This window comes from Gordonia sp. McavH-238-E (assembly GCF_022348225.1).
In the GTDB taxonomy this organism is placed as follows: Bacteria; Actinomycetota; Actinomycetes; order Mycobacteriales; family Mycobacteriaceae; genus Gordonia; species Gordonia terrae.
Genome location: NZ_JAKRFE010000007.1, coordinates 214208 through 232854, shown reverse-complemented (window position 1 = coordinate 232854; position 18647 = coordinate 214208). Strand labels below are relative to the sequence as shown.

The 18647-nt window shown below is 67.2% G+C and carries 18 protein-coding genes; 7 read left to right on the top strand and 11 right to left on the bottom strand.

Annotated elements, in window-relative coordinates; translation table 11 throughout:
- Nucleotides 1-11: 11 nt before the first annotated feature.
- Nucleotides 12-1325 carry a UDP-N-acetylmuramoyl-tripeptide--D-alanyl-D-alanine ligase gene (gene murF, locus MHN80_RS12665; RefSeq protein WP_239402022.1) on the top strand — a complete coding sequence of 438 codons (1314 nt, stop codon included), beginning with the start codon at nucleotides 12-14 and terminating at the stop codon, nucleotides 1323-1325.
- A 63-nt stretch (nucleotides 1326-1388) separates the two neighbouring features.
- Here the strand turns inward: murF and MHN80_RS12660 are convergent, their stop codons facing one another.
- The 3 genes from MHN80_RS12660 to MHN80_RS12650 all read right to left on the bottom strand — a co-directional run bounded on the left by MHN80_RS12660 (nucleotide 1389) and on the right by MHN80_RS12650 (nucleotide 4290).
- Complete coding sequence (locus MHN80_RS12660; RefSeq protein WP_239402020.1) at nucleotides 1389-2813, bottom strand: glutamate decarboxylase; 1425 nt, start codon at nucleotides 2811-2813, stop codon at nucleotides 1389-1391.
- A 112-nt stretch (nucleotides 2814-2925) separates the two neighbouring features.
- On the bottom strand, nucleotides 2926-3717 hold the full coding sequence (locus MHN80_RS12655; RefSeq protein WP_239402018.1) for a MerR family transcriptional regulator: 792 nt from the start codon (nucleotides 3715-3717) through the stop codon (nucleotides 2926-2928).
- A gap of 66 nt (nucleotides 3718-3783) precedes the next feature.
- A complete protein-coding gene (locus tag MHN80_RS12650; protein ID WP_239402016.1) occupies nucleotides 3784-4290 on the bottom strand; it encodes a hypothetical protein in 507 nt (168 codons plus the stop codon).
- 89 nt (nucleotides 4291-4379) lie between these two features.
- Between MHN80_RS12650 and tgt the strand changes: the two genes are divergently transcribed.
- On the top strand, nucleotides 4380-5654 hold the full coding sequence (tgt, locus tag MHN80_RS12645; protein ID WP_239402014.1) for a tRNA guanosine(34) transglycosylase Tgt: 1275 nt from the start codon (nucleotides 4380-4382) through the stop codon (nucleotides 5652-5654).
- A gap of 30 nt (nucleotides 5655-5684) precedes the next feature.
- Here the strand turns inward: tgt and MHN80_RS12640 are convergent, their stop codons facing one another.
- Entirely contained in the window at nucleotides 5685-7322 is a 1638-nt protein-coding gene (locus tag MHN80_RS12640) for an HNH endonuclease signature motif containing protein (RefSeq protein ID WP_239402012.1), read from the bottom strand.
- Between the two features lie 276 nt (nucleotides 7323-7598).
- Entirely contained in the window at nucleotides 7599-8354 is a 756-nt protein-coding gene (locus MHN80_RS12635; RefSeq protein WP_239402010.1) for a hypothetical protein, read from the bottom strand.
- A gap of 17 nt (nucleotides 8355-8371) precedes the next feature.
- Here MHN80_RS12635 and MHN80_RS12630 point away from each other — a divergent pair, with 17 nt between their 5' ends.
- Entirely contained in the window at nucleotides 8372-9055 is a 684-nt protein-coding gene (locus tag MHN80_RS12630; RefSeq protein WP_239402008.1) for a bifunctional 2-polyprenyl-6-hydroxyphenol methylase/3-demethylubiquinol 3-O-methyltransferase UbiG, read from the top strand.
- Here the strand turns inward: MHN80_RS12630 and MHN80_RS12625 are convergent.
- The 5 genes from MHN80_RS12625 to MHN80_RS12605 form a co-directional block, all read right to left on the bottom strand.
- Complete coding sequence (locus MHN80_RS12625; RefSeq protein WP_239402006.1) at nucleotides 9021-9749, bottom strand: cation transporter; 729 nt, start codon at nucleotides 9747-9749, stop codon at nucleotides 9021-9023. The two genes, MHN80_RS12630 and MHN80_RS12625, sit on opposite strands and share 35 nt — an antisense overlap.
- Nucleotides 9749-10084: a helix-turn-helix transcriptional regulator gene (locus MHN80_RS12620; RefSeq protein ID WP_239402004.1), complete on the bottom strand. Its 336-nt coding sequence runs from the start codon at nucleotides 10082-10084 to the stop codon at nucleotides 9749-9751. The genes MHN80_RS12625 and MHN80_RS12620 overlap by 1 nt, the downstream gene beginning before the upstream one ends.
- Before the next feature lie 78 nt (nucleotides 10085-10162).
- Entirely contained in the window at nucleotides 10163-11080 is a 918-nt protein-coding gene (locus MHN80_RS12615; RefSeq protein ID WP_239402003.1) for an SDR family oxidoreductase, read from the bottom strand.
- Nucleotides 11081-11138: 58 nt separating this feature from the next.
- On the bottom strand, nucleotides 11139-12095 hold the full coding sequence (locus tag MHN80_RS12610; protein ID WP_239402001.1) for a carbohydrate kinase family protein: 957 nt from the start codon (nucleotides 12093-12095) through the stop codon (nucleotides 11139-11141).
- Nucleotides 12092-12751: a class II aldolase/adducin family protein gene (locus tag MHN80_RS12605; RefSeq protein ID WP_239402000.1), complete on the bottom strand. Its 660-nt coding sequence runs from the start codon at nucleotides 12749-12751 to the stop codon at nucleotides 12092-12094. Before MHN80_RS12605 ends, MHN80_RS12610 begins: the two co-directional genes overlap by 4 nt.
- A 259-nt stretch (nucleotides 12752-13010) precedes the next feature.
- Between MHN80_RS12605 and MHN80_RS12600 the strand changes: the two genes are divergently transcribed.
- Both MHN80_RS12600 and MHN80_RS12595 read left to right on the top strand, forming a co-directional pair.
- Nucleotides 13011-14444, top strand: coding sequence for a hemolysin family protein (locus MHN80_RS12600; RefSeq protein WP_239401999.1), 1434 nt, complete (start codon nucleotides 13011-13013; stop codon nucleotides 14442-14444).
- Nucleotides 14437-15450, top strand: a complete 1014-nt coding sequence (locus MHN80_RS12595) for a hemolysin family protein (protein WP_004021573.1) — start codon at nucleotides 14437-14439, stop codon at nucleotides 15448-15450. Before MHN80_RS12600 ends, MHN80_RS12595 begins: the two co-directional genes overlap by 8 nt.
- A gap of 11 nt (nucleotides 15451-15461) precedes the next feature.
- On the opposite strand, the gene gluQRS is transcribed toward MHN80_RS12595, so the two are convergent.
- Nucleotides 15462-16370 carry a tRNA glutamyl-Q(34) synthetase GluQRS gene (gene gluQRS, locus MHN80_RS12590; protein ID WP_239401998.1) on the bottom strand — a complete coding sequence of 303 codons (909 nt, stop codon included), beginning with the start codon at nucleotides 16368-16370 and terminating at the stop codon, nucleotides 15462-15464.
- A gap of 135 nt (nucleotides 16371-16505) precedes the next feature.
- On the opposite strand from gluQRS, the gene MHN80_RS12585 reads away from it, so the two are divergent.
- The gene (locus MHN80_RS12585) at nucleotides 16506-17558 is read left to right on the top strand and encodes an ATP-dependent DNA ligase (RefSeq protein WP_033204651.1); all 1053 of its coding nucleotides are present in this window, start codon (nucleotides 16506-16508) and stop codon (nucleotides 17556-17558) included.
- Between the two features lie 2 nt (nucleotides 17559-17560).
- Complete coding sequence (locus tag MHN80_RS12580) at nucleotides 17561-18646, top strand: DNA polymerase domain-containing protein (RefSeq protein WP_239401997.1); 1086 nt, start codon at nucleotides 17561-17563, stop codon at nucleotides 18644-18646.
- Nucleotide 18647: the final 1 nt, after the last annotated feature.

Below are 18647 nucleotides of genomic sequence, written 5' to 3'. Positions count from 1 at the left end.
AGCGTGAGACCGTGCATTTCAGAGCGAGTGAGGTCGCGGAGGCCGTGGGCGGGGAGCTTCTCGGCCCCGACGTGCAGATCGACGGGGCGAGCATCGACTCGCGGAGCGTCCGGCCGGGACAGCTGTTCGTACCGATCGTCGCCGAGCGCGACGGCCACGACTTCATCCCGGCGGCCCTCGACGGCGGTGCCACCGCCTACCTCACGTCGCGAACCGATCCGGTCGGCGGGACCGCGATCCGTGTCCCCGACACCGCGCTCGCGCTAGCCGACCTCGGGCGCGCCGTCCGTGCCCGGATCCCCGACCGCGTGGTGGGCATCACCGGGTCTGTCGGCAAGACCTCGACCAAGGACCTGCTCGCCGGGGTGCTGAGCACCACCTACCGGACCGCGGCCAGCGAGAGGTCGTTCAACAACGAGCTCGGACTCCCGATCACCCTCGCGGCGGCCGCCGACGACGTGGAGGCGGTGGTCCTCGAGATGGGTGCGCGCGGGATCGGACACATCGACCTGCTGTGCTCCATCGGCAGTCCGACGGTCGGCGTCATCACGCGCGTCGAAGGTGTGCACCTGGAGCTGTTCGGCGACATCGAGTCCGTCGCGCGCGCGAAAGGTGAACTGGTGGAATCGCTCCCGGCCGACGGGATCGCGGTGCTCAACGCCGACCACCGGTATGTCGCCGCGATGGCGGATCGCACCTCGGCGCGCGTCCTGCGATATGGACTCTCGCCGGATGCCGATGTGTACGCATCCGACATCGTGATGGACGACGAGTTGCGCGCGTCTTTCCGACTGCACACCCCGTGGGGTTCGACCGACGTGCGGTTGGGTGCCCGCGGCGAGCATCAGGTCCCCAACGCGCTGGCCGCCGCGGCTGCGGGTGGGGGTCTCGGGGTCCCCGTCGACGACATCGCGACCGGCCTGCTCGGAGCGCAATTGTCCGGCCTGCGAATGGAACTCGCGACATCATCGAAGGGCGTCGTCGTGCTGAACGACGCCTACAACGCGAATCCGACGTCGATGTCGGCCGCGCTGCGGTCGCTGGCCGCCCTGGCCGCGACCCGACGCGTGGCGGTACTCGGCACCATGGCCGAACTCGGCGCCGATTCGGCGGCCCAACATCAGGCGATCGCGCTCGAGGCCCGAGACCTCGGGATCGAGGTCATCGCCGTCGCCGAGACCGGCTACGGCGACACCGCCCGGCACGTGTCCGACGTCGACGGCGTGACGGCCGAACTCGGCGCCCTCGACGAGGGGACCGCGGTCCTGGTCAAGGGCAGCCGGGTCGCCGCACTCGAACGGGTGGCGCAGGCGCTGCTGGAGTGAGGTTTCGACAAGCTCAACCGGCAGGGGAAGCTCAACCGGCAGGGGGAAGCTCAACCGGCAGGGTCAGTGGTGGAAGTGTGACCCGTCCCCCTCGCGAGGCATCGGGCTCTCGAGACGATTGAGGAAGTCGACCTCGGCCCGGATGTCGGCGATGAGGGCCCGGGCGAGGTCGTGACTCAGCCCGGCGCGCACGACGATTCGCTGGACGGTCAGGTCGGCGAGGTCGTCGGCCATCGGGTAGGCGGGGACCAGCCAGCCTTTCATGCGTAGCCGGTCGGACAGGTCGTAGAGGTTCCAGTTCTCGCTGTGCCCGGCCTTCAGTTTCCAGGCGAAGACCGGAATGGTGTCGCCCTTGCTGACCAGCTCGAGACCGTCGATCTGGGAAATCTGGCCGGAAAGCCATTGCGCCACATCGAGAGAGCCCTGTTGGACCTGGGTGAAGCCGTCGCGGCCGAGTCGCAGGAACATGTAGTACTGCAACAGGACCTGGGCGCCGGGGCGCGAGAAGTTGAGCGCGAGCGTAGGCATGTCGCCGCCGAGGTAGGAGCAGTGGAACACCATGCTCTCCGGCAACGCGTCGGTGTCGCGCCACACGATCCATCCGACACCGGGATAGACCAGCCCGTACTTGTGGCCGGAGGTGTTGATCGAGACCACCCGATCGACGCGGAAATCCCACTCGAGATCCGGCTGGCAGAAGGGGGCGATCATGGCACCCGACGCCCCGTCGATGTGGATCTTGACGTCGAGGCCGGTGTCGGCCTGGATCTCGTCCAGCTTCGCCGCGATCGCGGTCACCGGCTCGTACATGCCCGTGTAGGTCTGACCCATGATGGCGACGACGCCGATGGTGTTCTCGTCCACGTACTTCTCGAGTTCGTGGCCGTCGAGCACGAGGTGGTCGGGGCTGATGGGCACCCATTTCGGCTCGACCTCGAAGTAGTTGCAGAACTTCTCCCAGCACACCTGGACCGCGGTCGAGAGAACGATGTTGGGGTTCTCGGTCGACTTGCCCTCGGCGCGGCGTCGGGTCTGCCAGTGCCGCTTGAGGGCGAGTCCACCGAGCATGCACGCCTCCGACGAACCGATCGTGGAGGTGCCGATCGCGTTGTCGACGTCCGGGTTGTGCCACAGGTCGGCGAGGATGCGCCAGCACCGGTCCTCGATGGCCGCCGTCTGCGGATACTCGTCCTTGTCGATCATGTTCTTGTCGACGGTCTCCGCGTACAGCTTCTGCGCCTCGTCGTCCATCCACGTGGAGACGAAGGTCGCGAGGTTGAGGCGAGCATTGCCGTCGAGCATCGCCTCGTCGTGGACGATCTGATATGCCGTCTCGGGCAACAACATCGAGTCACCCAGCGCGAACTTGGGGAGGTCGGTGGCCTCTCCATCGCGGGTGAAGACGGTGCGCAGGGTCATCGCATCGCCGATGTTGGTGGTGGCGCGGGCGCCACCGGATTGGTTGTGAACGCCCGGGTCGGTGGTCATGTGCACCGAAGTTAGTCGAACCGGACCACTTTCGGAGCGCTTCGTGAGTGAACCGCCGACGCACGGTCGTCGAACTCATCCTCCGGTGTTCGACGACCGTGCCCGGCATCGGTCACTGTTGCGCCGCGTTGGCTCGGATCACCTCTCGCAGGTAGACGGCGAGCCCGGGCGCGTGTTCGTCATAGTGCTCGGTGAACCGCGGGTCCGCGACGTACATGTCGGCGAGGCAGACCTGCATGGCGTGGTCGCAGTCGTAGAAGCGACCGATCTGAGCCCGGTGCTCCTCGGCGAGCGCGTTGGCCTCCGCCGAACCGGGTGTCACGTCGCGACGCATCGCCTCGGCCAGACGGCGCTCGAGATCGTCGGTCTCGTCCTTGATCCGTTGCCAGTCCGCCTTGGAATACTGGGCGGTCCGCTGCCGGCTCTGTGTCCATGCCTCGGTGTTTCCCCAGCGTTCCTCGGCTTCGGCGGCGTACTCCTCGCCGGGCCAGTCGTCTCCGAAGATCTCGGCCTGGTCGGCCGCCGACAGGGTGATGCCCTTCTTCTTGGCGTTCATCATCTCCTCCAGTGCTGCGACCATCCGGAGCAGGCGATCGATCCGGCCGGTGAGGATCTCGCGCTGGGTCTGGAGATGACTCAGCGGGTCCGCATCGGGGTCGTCGAGCAGGGTCGCTATCTGCTCGAGGGAAAAGCCCAGCTCACGGTAGGTGAGTACCTGGTGGAGTCGTTCGACGTCGGTGTCGTCGTACACGCGGTACCCGGCCGGCGTCCGGCCGGACGGCACCACCAGACCGATCTGGTCGTAGTGATGCAGGGTGCGGACGCTGACCCCCACCAGCCCGGCGACGACACCCACGGTCAGATCGCGGACGTTGTCGCTCTCGGTGCGCTTTTCCTCGCTCACGGCACCTACCCTGCTGCCTGACGTCGCGTGAGGGTCAAGTGTGGGGGGTTCGGGCTGTCGTCGGGTTCACGGTGCGAAGCCGATGACCGTGGTGCCCTTCTGACAGGCGGCGAGGACGCCCTCGAGTTGCGACGGCGCGCAGGTCCAGCCGGCGATCGACTGCTGCTGGCCCGTGGTGATCTTCGGTCCGTACTGGGTGGCGATGGTGCGCGCCGAGTCGCAGGCCACGTCGCCGGCGAGCACCATGACCCGCAACGAGCCGTCGGGGCCGGGGATCGTGCCGCAGGAGGTGTCGGAGTCGTCGGATGCGACTGCGCTGGAGGTCGGCGTCGGCGACACGGGCTTGCGACCAGGGACCACCGGGGGCGACGTGGCGGGTTGTTCGGCGGACTGCGGTACGGACTCCGCAGCGCCGGCCTGGGTGGTCGACGAGGCGGTGGTCACGTCCTGTTCCGCGCCGCACGCCAGGAGCGTCGACATCGCCGCGGCGAGTCCGACGGCCGTCGCGGCGACCTTGATCGTTCGGCGAGGGCGGCTCGTGGTGGCACCGGTGGGACGAGTTCTACGCGACATGGTTCCCCACGGTAGCGAATGGGGTGGCGCGCTCCGAACAGGTCGTCGCCACCCGCGCCGGTTTGGGCGGGCGGGCTGGACCTGCGAAGATGCAGGACGTGAGCAGTACCGGAACCGAACTCGCCGACCCCACGTACGCCATCGGCACCACCCTGCCCGGCACCCGCGGGCGCACGGGGACGATCACCACGCCGCACGGGCCGATCCACACCCCGGCGTTCGTGCCCGTCGGTACCAAGGCGACGGTCAAGACGGTACTGCCGGAATCGATCTCGGCCCTCGGCGCCCAGGCGGTGCTCGCCAACGCCTACCACCTGTACCTGCAGCCGGGTCCGGAGATCATCGACGCCGCGGGCGGGCTCGGCGCGTTCATGAACTGGCGAGGACCCACCTACACCGACAGCGGCGGATTCCAGGTGATGTCGCTCGGTGCGGGATTCAAGAAGGTCATCTCGATGGAGGCCACCGGCACCCCCGACGACGACCTGACCGCCAACGGCAAGGAACGGCTGTCGCGGGTCGACGACGACGGGGTGACCTTCAAGTCGCACCTGGACGGCTCGACGCATCGCTTCACCCCGGAGGTGTCGATGCAGATCCAACACCAGCTGGGCGCCGACATCATCTTCGCTTTCGACGAACTCACCACGCTGATGAACACCCGCGACTATCAGGTGAATTCGCTGGAGCGGACCCGGCTGTGGGCGATCCGGTGCCTCGACGAACACAATCGGTTGAGCGTCGAGCGCGCTCATCGGCCGCAGCAGGCCCTGTGGGGTGTCATCCAGGGTGCCCAGTACGAGGATCTGCGGCGCAAGGCAGCTCGCGACCTCGTCGCCCTCAGCGAGGCGGATCGCGGGGCCGGCGGAAAGGGGTTCGGCGGCTACGGCATCGGCGGGGCGCTCGAGAAGGACAACCTCGGCACGATAGTCGGATGGGTGAACGACGAGCTGCCGGAGGACTCGCCGAAACACCTGCTCGGGATCAGTGAACCGGACGACATCTTCACCGCCATCGAGAACGGGGTGGACACCTTCGATTGTGTGTCGCCGACGCGGGTCGCCCGCAACGGTGCCATCTACTCACTCGACGGCCGGTACAACGTCACCAACGCCAAGTACCGCAGCGACTTCCGTCCGCTCGACCCCGAGGTCGAGAACTACACGTCGCAGTACAGCCGCGCATATCTGCACCATCTGTTCAAGGCGAAGGAAGGACTCGGCCCGACCCTCGCCACACTGCACAACGTGTCCTTCATCGTCACGCTCGTCGACCGGGCCCGCGAGGCCATCGAGAACGGCACGTACACCGAGTACCGCGACGAATTCCTTCGCCGCTATTACGGGGCGTCGCGCGACGCATGACTTCGCCCACCGCGTCGGTGACGGCGGTGTTCAGAAGGGCGGTGGGTTGGCGTCGTTCCAGCGTTTCTCGGCACGCTGCTGGCGTCGGAAGTCGTTGTCGCGCAACTGTTTCAGTTGGGCTCGTGCGGGGTGGTCGGGTGGCCGTCTCGGGGCGAGTCGGTTGAACAGGTCCCGCCCGCTGAAGGCGTTGCCGACGAACATGTGCCCGGTGGGTGTGGTGAACCAGGCCGTCAGAAATTCGTCCTGGTGGTCCTGCCAGCTGGTGAAGGTCTTGATGCGGTGGTGGAACCGGCACAGCGGTTTCAGATTGCGCGCATCAGTCGGTCCGCCGCGTCGTGGGTCGGTGTGGTCGAACGGGTCGGTGTGATCGAGGTCGATCTGCCAGACCGGGGCGTTGCAGCCGGGGAAGGTGCAGCACAGTTCACCGGCACGCACCAACGCCTGCAGTCTTTTTGATGGGGTGTATCGGGACGCCGGGTCGGTGGTTGCCACTGGCGGGCCGGCGTCGGCCGGTGCCGGCTGGATGTAGGTGCGTCGGGCTTCGGTGAGGAGTGTTCGGGCCGTGTCGGCGTCGACGATGCCGAGCCGGTCGAGGAACGCGGGGTCGTCGTCGAGGCCGATCAGCGTCGACAGGTTCACCACGATGTGAAAGGTCGCGCGCGGAGCCTGTGATGGCGACGGGGAGGCGGTCGACCCGGGCGGGTCGGCGACTGGTGCCTCGTCGACACGACGTGTGTCGTCGATGTTCTGAACCGCTGCGTTGTCGGATTCGGTTGCGGCATTGGTGCAGTCGTGGCACTGGCAGGCGATCGACGTTTGGCTGCGGGCTAGTGCTTTGAGGGCGTCGGCGCGGCGCTCGGGCAAGGTTCGTGGGTCGCCGGCGTGGACGTCGCCTGCCATCGACGAGAGGCGGGCATCGAACTCGGCGGCGTCGGCGTCGGGGAGCGTGCCGGAGATCCGGGACTGTCCGGGCGTGAAGCGGTCGGGGGTGACGGTCACCTTGCGGCCGGTGTGTACGCGCTCGTTGCGGCGGCGGATCGCATCGGGTGCCCATGTCGCGACGATCGCGTCGACCATGGCGGTGAAGCGGGTGGTGGACATCGGTGCTCGGGCGAAGATCGCTTCGGCGAGGTGGGCGTCGACGGTCTGCATTTCTTCGTCGTCGGTGATCAGTTCGGTGCGCTTGAGGGCGATCAGGAAGCGGCGCTTGTCTATTCGACCGCAGGCGAGTGCGTGTCCGGTGAACGCGAGCCGGTAGCGCAGTGCGTCACCGGCGAAGATGAGTTCTTTCGCTTCGGCCGGGGTGACCGTGAGGGTGGCGCCGACTTCGGCGATGGCCTGTTCGAGGCCGGTCGGACCGAACTGCTCATACGGGTTCTCCCCGGCGGCCACGCGCGCCGACAGGGCGCCGAAGGCTTCGATGGAGTCGAGTTCGCCGGTGTGCACCTCAGCGCGCCGCTGGGTGTAGTCCATTTCGCGTTCGTCGTGAATGAGACTGGCAACGGTCATCATTCGATACGCAGACGCGGCCGCCAGGCCGGCGCAATGACTCAAGACCTCGACGAGTTCGGCGGCGGAGAGTTCATTGTCGGGACGAAGGCGCGGTTCGACGGAATGCTGTGATGGGTCCACCGATGTGGTGGATCCGGCCCCCGCCCCCGATGACATGACTCCACTGTACTCGAATATGCGTTCGAGTCAAGGGGATTCCGCGGGTTTTGGCTACGAGTTGACCAACGTCGAGACCGCTCCGCGGGTGCATCATCAGGCCACTGCGAAATCGCCGGACGCACAACAGGATCGATGGGTTCATCAGTAGCCGCCGCCTGAGCGTTGAGTACGGCCAGCGTGAAGCGAGACCACAGAGACGGCGGATCGAAGCCCTGCTGGCGGCGTGTACCTCGAGGCGGGATCAACACTCCCGGGCATGGCCAGATCGGCGCTCTAACCGATGAATAGGAGCCCCGCGCCAGTCGCACTGGGCATGGTGTCGACGGACCGGTAGAGAGACCAGACAGTGACTTGGGTGGCTGTCAGGACAGGCACCCCAGCGACATCTTCGAGGGAGGAGGTCAGATGGTCGGTGTGCAGGGCAGTTTCCGGGAGTAAGACGGCCTGGGCTCGGGGGTGGGCGGCCTTGGCGACCAGGTCGATGATCTTGGCGTCCCCCCACTGAGCGGGGTCCCGATCGGTGCGGGCGTTGGCATCGACACGATGGACGACATCCACCCTGGGTCGGCTGACGTGGTCGATGAAACTGTCAGTGAAGTGCGGCGGATACACCGATGCCACACTGACGCTGATCACGCCAAGGTGGGTGATGGCGTCCTGAAATCCTCGCAACGTCGAAGTCTCTGCACTCTGGGCAGTCGTTTCGATCGCTTCAAGTTGGCGGCGATGCTCGTTTGCACTCCGCAAGAAGCTCGCCGAGGTGACCGCCAGCGCAACAGCCTCATACTGTCCCGCCGATCCGCTCAGCGCCTCAGCGATGACTGACGGGTCGCCCAACTGCGCCACGGTGACTGCCAGCTCGTCGTCTGACATTGAGCCGAGCTCAGAATGGGTGCCTGTTGGCCACGACAACTCCACGACTCCGAGCGTTGCGCCGGGCGCCGCTCGGCTCAGCAGGCTTGAGAAGTCCCGTGCATCAGCGTTCGCCGTGGGAAACAGCAGACCGAATCGCACCGGAGTCGTCGTCATCACCTCACCGTCGCCTTGTGGCCGTCGAGCTGATACCGGGGCTGTGTTGTGCATGCCACGATGGCGAGGTGCGCAAAGAAGGAGCCGTGTGGAACCACAACATCCACTACTACAACAAAGCCCTCGACGCGGCGCCGACGAACACACGCGCTGCTCTTGACGTGGGCACTGGTGATGGACTCCTGGCGATTCGTCTCGCTGAGAAGTTCCCTGAGGTCACCGGTATCGACTCGGACGCCGAGAGCATCGCCCGTGCTCGGTCGAGCGCCCCGGCCGATATCACCTGGATTACCGGGGATGTTCTGACTTACAAGCTGCCCGAAGCTCACTACGACCTCGTGGTCGCCGTCGCCACCGTTCATCATTTCCCGGAGCTTGCCGTCGGACTCGAGCGGCTGGCCGAACTCGCCGCTGCCGGCGGCACCGTGGTTGTGATCGGCTGCGCCCGTAGCTCATCCGCGTATGATTTCGCCTGCGACCTGGTAGGAACGGCGCAGCACCAGGTCTTGTCTCGCACTCGCGGCTTCTGGCAGCACAATGCCCCTGTACGAATGCAGTTTCCGCACACCTTCGGCGAGGTCAGGCAGATCGCCGCCGCGGTACTTCCCGGTATGAAGTGGCGTCGGCTACCACTGTGGCGATACTCGATCACCTGGCACAAACCGGTCACTGACGCGTGGCGTGACCGGTCTTATCCGTGATGCAGCAAGTGCAGCCCGCGGGCTGCCCGTCACACCGGCCGATACTTGGCGCGCAGCATGCGTCGCCCTTCCACGCGTTGATGCCCTCGCGGACTGCGATCGCCGCGATGACGAGCGCCGCGATCGGATCGGCCCACGACCATCCGAGCAGGCTGTTGAGTACCAACCCGACAAGCAGCACCGCAGACAGGTACGTGCACAGCAGCGTCTGTTTGGAGTCGGCCACCGCGCTCAACGAGCCGAGCTCGCGGCCGGCTCGACGTTCGGCCCACGACAACAGCGGCATGATCAGCAAACTGACCGCCGCCAGTGCGATGCCGATCGAGGAGTGTCGCGCCTCGTCACCCAGACCGAACAAGGACTGTAGCGAGTCGATACCAACGTAGGCCGCCAGGGCGAAGAAGGAGACCGCGATGATCCGGAGCGCGACCTTCTCGCGCCGTTCCGGATCGGAACCGGCGAACTGCCACGCGACCGCAGCGGCCGAGGACACCTCGATGACCGAGTCCAGGCCGAAACCGATCAAAGCCCCTGAGGAGACTCGCGCACCCTCGCTGATCGCGATCACGGCCTCGATGACGTTGTAGGCGATGGTGGCCGCGACGAACCACCGGATACGACGCTGCAACAACTCCCGGCGCGCACCGTCGAGGGCCGGTCGACCCATCGACGGTAGATCCAGCTCGGAGGCCATCAGCAGCATCCCTGCTCGTCCGAGGCCGGACAACAGGCCGGGTCGACCGCAAGGACCAAACCGAGCAAGTCATCCAAGGCGTGAGCGATCCGGCCATCGGTCAGCTCGTATCGTTTGCGGCGACCTTCGGGAACCGTGACAACGAGACCACATCCCCGGAGACAAGCAAGATGGTTCGACAACGCCTGGCGCGACACGCCGATAGCCTCGGCCAACTCCGCGGGATACGCACCACCAGTCCGTAGCCGCAACAGCACCTGCGTGCGCGTCGAGTCCGAAAGCGCGTATCCGAATCTGGTCAGCGCATCGCGCTGACTCGCAGCAACAGTCTCCATGAGCGTACGGTACATGATCTTCTGTATTCACAGAATGGTGTACAACATGTGGGGATCGGTCGCGATGAACCTCTGGTGTCAGCGGGAGTCCTCGGCGACCATTCGTTCACGGATTCCACCGGACACTCCGGTGCTGTCCGGGTTGGGGTCGTGGATCGCGCCCGAATGCGGCTCGACGGGCGTGCCCTTCTCGGTCTCGGACTTCGCGACCGCCGCCGAGAACCGCTCGGTGAGTCCCGGCATGATCTGGTGAGAGGCGTTGGCGGCCTTGGCCTTGTAGCCGACCGGTTGGTCCAGTTTCGGGTCGGTGCAGGCGGCGACGATCGCGTCGACCACGATCTGCGGGTCGTCCATCGCGGACATGCGAGGTTCGTGCCCGGTGTAGTTGGCGGCGTGAACCCACCACGGTGTGTCCACGGCCCACGGCATGATGGTGCCGACCTTGATCTCGTCGGCGCCGGCCATTCGCAGCTCCTCGCTGAGCGAGTGTCCGAGGCTCCGGTCCGCCGCTTTTGTTGCCGCATAAGTGTTCTGGAGCGCGATGGGAACCGCGCTGTCGACCGAGCCCACATTCACCAGCGTGCCGTGACCTTGCGACCGGAAGATGCGAAGTGCCGCATGCGCACCGTAGATCAGCCCCTTCAGGTTCACGTCGACGAGGCGGGCGTGATCCTCGATCGGGATGTCCCAGAAGTACCCGACCGCGCCGACCCCGACGTTGTTCACCCATACGTCGACGGAGCGGAAGCGTTCGAGTGCAGCGGATGCCAGATGGGCGACCGCGCGCGGATCGCTGACGTCGGTGGGTACCGCCATCGCGGACCCGCCCTGGCCGGTGATCTCCGCGACGATTTCGTCGAGCACGGCGGTTCGACGGGCCGCGACCACCACGTTGGCGCCGAGTTCACCGAGCCGGACCGCGGGACCGCGCCCGAACCCGCTGGACGCCCCGGCGATGACGACGGTCGAACCGGTGATCTCGTTCTTGTCGCTCATGCTGACCGCCTACCCGAGGTCGGGGCCACCAAACCGACGTCGACGGCCGGCTGGTCGCTCAGGTGGCGGCGCGGGATTGCCGGAAGGTCTCGATCGCGGCCAGGTCGTAGGAGTTCGCGGCGGTTCCGATGCCCTGCGCGACATGCGCGGCGACAGCGCAACCGAGTTCGGCGGAGTCGGCGAGATCGAGCCCGCGGAGCCGACCGGTGAGGAATCCGGCGGAGAACGCGTCACCGCACCCGGTGGTGTCGACGACGTCCACCGGGAACGCGGGTACCCCGATCGCGTCGTCGGCGGTCACGACCAGCGCACCCTCGGCGCCGCGGGTGAGTGCCACACATCCGACACCGCGCCCGAGGAGCGCTCGTGCGCCGTTCTCGAGGTCGTCGGAGCCGGTCAGGCCGCGGGTCTGCTCGTCGTTGGGCAGCAGGTAGTCGAGGTGGGGGAGCGCCTCGCCGATCCACTCGAGGAGCCCGGGGTCGCCACCGGAGAGCAGGTCCGCCGACGTCGTGATCCCGCGGTCGCGGGCGCGGCCCAGGAGTTCGGCGGCCACCGGGCCGCCGAGGAATTCGGGTCCGCCGAGGTGCAGATGATCGAGCCCGTCGAGCGCGCCGGAGGCGAGGTCGTCCAGGACGAACCGGGCATTGGCTCCGATGCAGTGCCACGCGGGCCGGTCCCCGTTGGGCCGCACGGGTATGACCGAGGACGACGTCTGGACCCCGTCCTTGGGCACGAGACCGCGTGTGTCGACGCCCTCGGCGTCGAGCAGCGCGGTCAGCGATCGCCCGATCGGGTCGCCGCCGATCGCACCGTGGGTCCGGACCGAGGCGCCCAACCGGCTGAGCACGAGCGCGGTGCCGCCCGCGGTACCGGCCGCCGAGAAGCCGATGGACTCGACCAACGCGCCGTCGGAGCCCGCCGGGATGGAATCGACACCGACGACATGTATGTCCAGCACGTGGACGCCCACGGTCGCGATCGTGAGGGGGGCGGTCGTCGCGGACGAAGGTGTCACGTGCGGTTCTCCTTGGGGGTCCCGTAGTCCAGTCGGATCGCCTGGGCGACAGTGGACTGTTGTTCGTCGGCGGTCAGCTCTCGGGGTCGGCCGATGCTGCTGGCCCGGTGGTACAACGTGGCGAGCCATTCCAGCAGCAGGGCGTTCGCCACGGCGTCGGCCAGGCTGGAACCGCGTGCCACCGAACCGTGATTCGCCATCAGCGCGACCTGTGTGTCGGCCAGGGCGCCGGCGACGATCTCCGCCAGTTCCGGGCTGCCGAACGTCGCATAGGGGGCGATCGGTATCGCGCCACCGAGACCGAGCTGTTTATAATGCAGTACCGGCAGCGAGGTCAGTCCGCTCACGCAGGCAACCGCGGTGCCGAAGGGTGCGTGCGTGTGCACGATCGCCTGGGCACTCGTTCGCTCGTATACGCGAAGGTGCAGGTCGAGCTCGGAGGACGGGGCGATCATCCCGTCGACGGCGTCGCCGGAGAGGGACACGACCGTGACGTCGGCTGCCGAACATTCCGCGAGGACGATCCCGGTCCCGGTGATGGCGACGTGGTCGCCCGCGCGGGCCGACACGTTGCCCGCGGTGCCGATCAGGAGGCCTTCGGCGGCCACCCGTCGAGCGGCCTCGGCGACCTGCTCGCGCAGCGACGAGAACGTCATCGGACGTGGGTGTCGACCCGGGGGCCGCGGGAAAACATCGCCGGGCGTGTCGCGGAACTCGCGGCGCGTTGGGTACGTTGGGACCACATACCGGACATTTACCCACATGCCTCAGCGCTCGGCACCCGGTATGGAACAGCCGAGCACCAGCGAGAGAGACGATGAGACGCGGAAAGCGCCGAAAACGCCGACGACACCAGTCGGCCCCCTGTTCTGAACTGAATCATCCGGGTGTTCCGCCCGGCACCGGGGCGGTCACATGCTGACCCTCCTCGGAATCGGACTCGGAATCCTGGTGGTCTTTCTGATCACCGCCCTCACCGGTTACTTCGTGGCCCAGGAATTCGGCTACATGGCGGTCGACCGGTCCCGCCTCAAAGCCCGTGCCGAAGCCGGCGACGCTGCCGCGAAACGCGCGCTCGCGGTCACCCGCCGCACATCCTTCATGCTCTCCGGCGCGCAGCTGGGCATCACCGTCACCGGCCTTCTCGTCGGTTACGTCGCCGAACCGCTGATCGGTTCCGGCGTCGGGGAGTTGCTCGGCGGCGTCGGCATCCCGGTCGGGGTGGGCGTCGCGATCGGCACGATCATCGCGATCATCTTCTCGACCGTCGTGCAGATGGTCTTCGGTGAGCTGTTCCCCAAGAACCTCGCCATCGCCCGGCCCGAGCCGGTCGCACGGTGGCTCGCTCGGTCGACCACGATCTACCTGGCCGTGTTCGGCTGGCTCATCGCCCTGTTCGACAAGTCGTCGAACCTGTTGCTCCGGGCGCTGCGCATCGAACCCGTCCACGACGTCGAGCATTCGGCGTCGGTGCGCGATCTCGAGCACATCGTGGCCGAGTCCCGGGACGCCGGCGATCTGCCCGACGATCTGTCCGTCCTGCTCGACCGCGTACTCGAATTCCCTACGCGCACAGCTGAACACGCAATGATCCCGCGGCCGAACACCGATCATGTCGATGCGGATCTGCCGGCCGGCGACGTGCTGACCCTGATGAGTACCGGGCACACGCGTTATCCCGTACTCGCCGGCGGTGACGACGAGGTGCGGGGCGTGATCCACCTGCAGGATCTGCTCGAGTGGACTCATGCGCTGAAACAGCAACCGCCGCAAGCTGATCAGAACGCCACCGCGGTCGATCTATGCCGTCGGGCGGTGGTCGTGCCCTCCACGCTCCCGCTGCCCGAGGTGTTGGAGAACCTCGCGGACGCCCATGACGAGATGGCGGTGGTCATCGACGAGTACGGCGGCTTCGCCGGCGTCGTGACCGCCGAGGACATCGCCGAGGAACTGGTCGGCGAGATCGACGACGAACACGATCCCGAGTCGACCGTGGCCATCGAGGAGATCCCCGAGGGCTGGCGTGTGCGTGGCGACGCACATGTCGACGAGGTCTCCCGGACCGTCGGCTGGGACCTACCCGAAGGCGACTACGAGACGATGGCCGGTCTGGTGATCGCCGAGTTCGTCGGACTGCCCGAGGTCGGCGACACGGTCACGATCGCGATCGAACCCGACCCGTCGACCCTGCTCGACGACGACGAGGCGCCACCCCGCACCGTGCGGGCCACGGTGCTCGAAGTGGACAAGCGGGTTCCCGCGCTGCTGTCGATCAGCGTTGCCCAAGACGAGACGCATACGCACGCGAAGAATCCGGCCGAGAGCGGAGAGGGGCGAGACAATGGATAACCCATGGGTCATCACGGCCATCACAGTGGCCCTGATCGCGTCGAGCGCCTTCTTCGTCGCGATCGAGTTCGCACTGATCGCCGCCAAGCGGCACCGGCTCGAGGATGCGGCCGCGACCAGCGGCAGCGCCCGCGCGGCACTCCGCAGCGCATCGGAACTGTCGGTACTGCTCGCCGGATCGCAGCTCGGTATCACGGTGTGCACGCTCGCACTGGGTTCGATCACGAAACCGGCCGTGCACTACTGGCTCACGCCGCTGTTCGCGGGATGGGGGCTGCCGTACTGGTCGGCCGATGTGATCGGCTTCGTCCTCGCCCTCATCATCGTGACGTTCCTCCACCTCGTCGTCGGCGAGATGGCGCCGAAGTCGTGGGCGATCGCCCACCCCGAGAAGTCGGCGATCATGCTGGCGATCCCGATGCGCGCCTTCATGTGGGTCACCCGCCCGTTCATCGTCCAGCTCAACAACCTGGCCAACTGGTGCCTCAAGCGCGTCGGCGTCGAAGCCGTCGATCAGGTCGCGACGGGGCAGGACAGCGATGCCCTCCGACACCTGGTCGAGCACTCGGCAACCGTGGGCACGCTCGACGAGCGGTACCACGCCCATCTGACGAGTGCGCTGGAACTGGAGTCGTTGACCGTCGGAGACGTCGTGACGCCCAACGACCATCTGGCCGCCGTCGGTCCGACCGCGGACACCGATGAGATCCAGACGGCGGGCCGGACCTCGGGGCACCTGCGACTGCTCGTCCGCGACGACGCATCGGCGGCGCCCGTCCGCGGCGTCGTGCACGTCCGCGACAGTCTGAGCGCGTCGCCGGGCGCCACGGCGGCCGATCTCATGCGTCCGGTCCTCAGTGTCGAGTCGGGTCAGCCGGTGTACGAGACACTCACCGCCATGCGCGAACAGCGCGCTCACCTCGCGCTGGTCACCGATGACGGCCGCGCGGTCGGGCTCATCACGATCAACGACGTGCTCCAGCGGTTGCTGGCCACCACGGCGTAGGAGGGGTGCCGCTAGGTCCACTCGTCGGACGTCAGGAACCACGGCTCGGTCGGCAGCGCCGCCGGGTCGAAACGCCCGGCCAGCAGCGGGAGGGTCACGGGCTCGTCCCGGCCCCCGAGGCCCAGCGAGTGGGCGATGCGGGACAACACCGTCGACGTCGAGATGCCCTCGTCCGCGAGGTCGGACAGGGTGACCGCGCCGTCGCGTTTGCTGAGCCGTATCCCGTTGGCGTTCAGCACCATCGGGACGTGCGCGTACACCGGCGGGGTCGATCCGAGCAGCGTCGCCAGGTAGGCCTGGCGCGGTGCCGAGGACAGCAGATCGTCGCCGCGGACGACCTGATCGACACCCTGCGCGGCGTCGTCGACGACCACGGCCAGGTTGTAGGCCGGGGTGCCGTCGTTGCGCTGCAACACGAAGTCGTCGACCGCGCCCGAGTACGCGCCGTGCAGCAGGTCGTCGACGCCGAACACCTCGACATCGGCGCGGAGCCGGATCGCGGGTGGGCGGGTGGCGCGGCGTTCGTCGCGCTCGGCCGCGGTGAGGTCACGGCATGTACCGGGATAGGCGCCCTGCGGCGCATGCGGCGCGGACGGCGCTTCGAGGATCTCGCGGCGGGTGCAGAAGCACTCGAAGGTGCGACCGGCATCGCGGAGGTCGGCGATGATGGCGCGATATGTGGCGAGCCGGTCCGTCTGATGAATGACGGGCGGGTCCCAGTCCATGCCCAGGGCCGCGAGGTCGGACAGCTGGCGGGAGTCGGCATCCGGGACGGCGCGGTCGAGATCCTCCATCCGGATCAGGAACTGCCGGCCGGTGGTACGCGCGAAGAGCCACGCGAGGAGCGCGGTCCGCAGGTTGCCGACGTGGAGGTCCCCGGAGGGGGAGGGCGCGTACCGGCCCGCTCGCGGCGTCGACATCGCGTCGAGATTACCGTCCCGCGATGAGAATCGTCGTCGGGACCGGTCTGCCTGTGCGGCCCGGACCACGCCCCCGGGTACGCGGCGGCGCGTAGGCGTTGCGGTCGCGTCGACGAGTGAGGAACGATGAGTTTCATGGATCTCCCGGTCATGCCGCCTGTAGCGCCGATGCTGGCCAAGGCGGTGACCAGCGTGCCGCCGCAACCGGACGGTTCGGTGGCGTGGTCGTATGAACCCAAATGGGATGGTTTTCGCGCGTTGGTCTTCCGCGACGGCGACGAGGTCACGATCGGATCGCGAGGCGGCAAGGACCTGGCACGGTACTTCCCCGAGATCGTCGCGGCGGTGAAAGACGAACTGCCCGAGAAGGTGGTCCTCGACGGCGAGATCGGGGTGCCCGCCCTCATCGGCGACACCCACCGGTTGGACTGGGACTCGCTGGCGCAACGGATACATCCCGCCGAGTCGCGCGTGACCATGCTCGCCGAGAAGACCCCGGCGATCTTCATCGGCTTCGACGCGCTGGCGCTGGCGTCGACGAGCGTGATGGCCGAACCGTTCGAAGTACGACGGGAGGCGCTGCTGCGGGCCGTCGGTCCGGGTGGGCGGGATCGTCGCGTGCATGTCAGCCGGGTGACGAGCGACCCCGCGGTCGCCGAGGACTGGTTCTCCGCCTTCGAAGGTGCCGGGCTCGACGGTGTCGTCGCCAAACGACTCGACGGCGTGTACGTCGAGAACAAGCGGGAGATGCTGAAGATCAAACACAAGCGCACCGCGGACTGCGTGATCTTCGGGTATCGAATCCACAAGTCTGGGACCGGGATCGGCTCGATGCTGCTCGGATTGTTCGGCGACGACGGCGAACTGCGGATGGTCGGTGGGGCCGGAGCCTTCTCCGACGCGAAGCGGATCGAGCTGCAGCAGATGTTCGAGCCGATGCGCCTCGACCCCGAGAAGGCGTCACCGGGTGAGCCGACGCGATGGCGGTCGGAGAAGTCGGGGGAGTGGATTCCGATCCGTCCCGAACTGGTCGCGGAGTTCGCCTACGACCAGATGGAGAACCACCGCTTCCGGCACACCGTGAAGTTCCTGCGGTGGCGGCCCGATCGGGACCCGGAGAGCTGCGGCTATGACCAGCTCGAGGTCCCCCTCACCTACGATCTCCACGACGTCCTCGAAGGAGAATGACCATGGCATCTCGCTCTCCCGCAGAGGAACTCGACGTCGACGGGATCGCCGTCCGGATGAGCAACCCGGACAAGATCTATTTCCCCGAACTCGGCGAGAACGGGGGCCGTAAGCGGGATCTCGTGGGGTACTACCGCACCGTCGCGCTGGGAGTCGAGGAGAGCGGCGAGGGCCCGTTGATGCGCGCGGCCCGCGATCGGCCGACGTTCCTGCAGCGATTCCCCGACGGTGTCGAGGGCGAGGAGATCTATCAGAAGCACATCGCGAAGAAACGTCCGGAGCATGTGCAATCGACCCCGATCGTGTTCCCGTCCAAGCGAACCGGCGATGCGATCCGGCCGACGGTGCCCGCCGACCTGGTGTGGGGCGCCAATCTGGGGACGGTCACCTTCCACACCTGGCCGACGCTGCATCCCGACAACGATCACCCCGACCAGCTCCGCATTGACCTCGATCCGCAGCCCGGCACGACCTTCGAAGACGTCCGGCGCGTGGCTGTCGAGGGGTTGAAGCCGCTGCTCGACGACCTGGGTTTCGTCGGTTTCGCGAAGACCTCCGGCGGGCGCGGAGTGCACGTGTACGTGCCCATCGAGCCGCTGTGGGACTTCATCGCGACCCGACGCTGCGTGATCGCGCTCGCCCGCGAACTCGAACGCCGCGACCCGGATGCGGTCACCACGTCGTGGTGGAAAGAGGAACGCGGAGAACGGATCTTCATCGATTACAACCAGAACGCCCGCGACCGGACGATGGCGTCACCGTATTCCGTCCGACGCAGCGCCCGCGCACGGGTGTCGACGCCGGTGACGTGGGACGAACTCGCCGATGTCGACCCGGACGACTGCACCATCGCGACCGTCCCGAAGCTCCTCGCGGATCGTGGCGATCCGTGGGCCGACATCGCCGACCATCGGCGCGGCGTCGAGAAGCTCCTGGAGATGGTGCAGGCCGACGACGCAAACGGCTTGGGTGACATGCCTTATCCGCCCAGTTACCCCAAGATGCCGGGCGAGCCGCCGCGGGTGCAGCCGAGCAAGAAGGTCGCCGAGCACTGGGACGAGAAGGGGAATCGACGTTCCGATGGGTGAC